This window comes from Dietzia sp. UBA5065, from assembly GCA_002415925.1.
In the GTDB taxonomy this organism is placed as follows: domain Bacteria; phylum Actinomycetota; class Actinomycetes; order Mycobacteriales; family Mycobacteriaceae; genus Dietzia.
Map to the genome: position 1 here is coordinate 1 of DIAZ01000131.1, position 2,429 is coordinate 2,429.

Annotated in this window: 3 protein-coding genes; 2 read left to right on the top strand and 1 reads right to left on the bottom strand. The window is 69.8% G+C overall.

Features of this window, described 5'->3' with window-relative positions:
• Window positions 1-476: aldehyde dehydrogenase family protein (locus B4M60_RS10260; protein WP_291083221.1), on the bottom strand; the 476-nt coding region annotated here is incomplete at its 3' end.
• A 128-nt stretch (window positions 477-604) separates the two neighbouring features.
• Here B4M60_RS10260 and B4M60_RS10265 point away from each other — a divergent pair.
• Window positions 605-1,747 carry an acyl-CoA dehydrogenase family protein gene (locus tag B4M60_RS10265; protein WP_291083224.1) on the top strand — a complete coding sequence of 381 codons (1,143 nt, stop codon included), beginning with the start codon at window positions 605-607 and terminating at the stop codon, window positions 1,745-1,747.
• Window positions 1,744-2,241, top strand: coding sequence for a GXWXG domain-containing protein (locus tag B4M60_RS10270; RefSeq protein ID WP_291083227.1), 498 nt, complete (start codon window positions 1,744-1,746; stop codon window positions 2,239-2,241). Before B4M60_RS10265 ends, B4M60_RS10270 begins: the two co-directional genes overlap by 4 nt.
• Window positions 2,242-2,429: the final 188 nt, after the last annotated feature.

Genomic DNA, 2,429 nt, shown 5'->3' on the forward strand with positions numbered 1-2,429 from the left:
GTGCCCATCGGCGTGAAGACGGGGTAGTTCCACGGCCCGATCGCCCCGACCACGCCGTAGGGCTGGTACTCGACGTAGGCGGCCTGGTTGCTCATGAGCAACCCGGCGGACACCGCGCGGCGCCGCAGCACCTTGTCGGCGTTCTTGGCCGCCCATTCCAGGTGGCCCACGGCGAGCATGACCTCGAGCGTCGCGTCCTCGTCCGGCTTCCCGGTCTCGGCCGAGATGAGCGCGGCCAGTTCCTCGGCGCGGGAGGAGATGGCGCGCTTGTACTCGAGCAGCCACTCCCTCCGCCCGCGCGGGCCCTGGGTCGCCCACCAGCGGGCGGCGGCGCGGGCCCGCTCCACGGCGAGCGCCACCTCCTCCGGTCCGGCGATCGGGTACTCCGCCAGGACGGTTCCGTCGCGGGGGTCCAGACTGGCGAAGGTGGGTCCGGTCTTGCTCGGCCCCGTGGTCCCCGGCTCTGTGGTGGTCATCTGACGTCCTCTCGTTTCAGATCACATATATCTGATGTAACGTAACGTGATACGGGCCACACTAGTCCACTTCCCACGGTACCGATACCCCGTGGTCCCCACACCCCGACAGAAACACGAGGCCAGAAGTGTTCGACATCCTCACCGACGAGCAGCGCGACTTCGCCCGGTCCATCGACGACTTCTGCGCGCGCGAGGTCGGCAGCGTAGAGAAGCGGCGCGAGCTCACCACCGAGGGCGGCACGCATTCGCCGGCGGTCTACGCCAAGATGGCCGAGCTCGGCTGGCTCGGACTGACCGTCCCGGAGGAGTACGGCGGTTCCGACGCCGGAGCGGTCGAACTCTGCCTGCTGCTCGAACACTCCCTGCGCGGCCTCGCTCCCATCGGCGGGATCGGCCCCACCCTCATCACGGCCGCGGCGTACCAGAAGTTCGGCTCGGAAGAACAGCGCCGGCGCGCCCTCGAGCTGGTCGTCAACGGGGGGACGCTCTCCATCTCCATGTCCGAGCCCGGCGCGGGATCGGACGTCGCGGCCCTGCGCTGCAAGGCCGAGCGCGACGGCGACGACTGGGTGATCACCGGGCAGAAGACCTGGTGCTCCAACGCGCACTTCGCCGACCGCATCCTCCTGGTGGCGCGGACCGACTCCTCGGGCGCCAAGCACGAGGGCATCACCATGTTCGACGTCCCCGCCGACGTCGCCGGCCTGCAGATCACCGGCATCGAGACCATGGGCGGGAAGGAGGTCAACGACCTCTACTTCACCGACGTCCGCCTGCCCGCGGACTCCGTGATCGGCGAGGTGGGCGGCGGCTGGAAGCAGCTCATGACCGGCCTCAACACGGAGCGGCTCATCCTGGCCGCCATGCAACTCGGCGTGGCCCAGCGCGCCTTCGACGACTGCCTGAAGTTCGTCCGCGAGCGCGAGCAGTTCGGCCGGCCCATCGGCTCCTTCCAGGTCATCCGCCACCGCATGGCCGACCTGGCCACCGAGATCGAGGCCACCCGCCTGCTCGTCTACGCGGTGGCGAAGAAGGTCGACGACTCCGACCCCACGGCCCTGTTCCCGCGGGAGGCCTCCATGGCCAAGCTCAAGGCGACCGAGCTGAGCAAGCGTGTGACGCTCGAGTGCATGCAGTCCATGGGCGGATACGGGTACGCCACCGAGTACGGCATGGAGCGGCTGGTCCGCCAGGCGGTCGTGTCCACCATCTACGGCGGCACCAACGAGGTCCAGCGGGACATCATCGGGAAGACCTACGGGCTGTGAGCGCCTCCACCGCCGCGGAGGAACTGGCAGCGATCCGGTCCCTCGACGCGGTGCCGTCGGAGCGGGTGTCGACGCTGTGGGACTCGCTCGAACCCGCCCGCGTCGGCGACATCGCCGGCAGCCGCTGGCGGGGCACCGGGCTGGACACCGGTCATCCCATGTTCGGCATGCTGGGCGGGATGCGCTGGTGGGGCAAGGATTTCCGCGATCCCCGCAAGGTGGACCCGATCCTCGTCACCGACGACTCCGGCGAGGTCGTGCCGGACACCTCGGCGACCGGCGGGGGCGGGGCGTCCCTGTGGGAGGTCTCGTTCCGCGGTCGCCCGTGTGCGTCGATGGTGTACGACCGGTTGCCGGTGATCGACCACTTCGCCGTCGTCGACTCCGGCGCGGACGGTCGGCCGGTCACCCTCCTGGCCGTGATGAACGGCCGCGGCACCGTGCGCGACGGCGAGCATTTCTGGTTCCTCCTCGAGCGCGACGACCCCCGCTGACCCCCCCTCCCGTTTGGTCGACATCTCGCAGGAGATTCGAGGGAAATCCCTGCGAGATGTCGACCTAACCCGGGGCCCGAGGGGGTGCGCGGGCAGGCGCCAGGCCCCACAATGGGGAGATGACGTCGACTCCCGCGCGCCCGGTCCGGATCGCAGTCCAGCTCCAACCCCAGCACTCCCCCGACTAC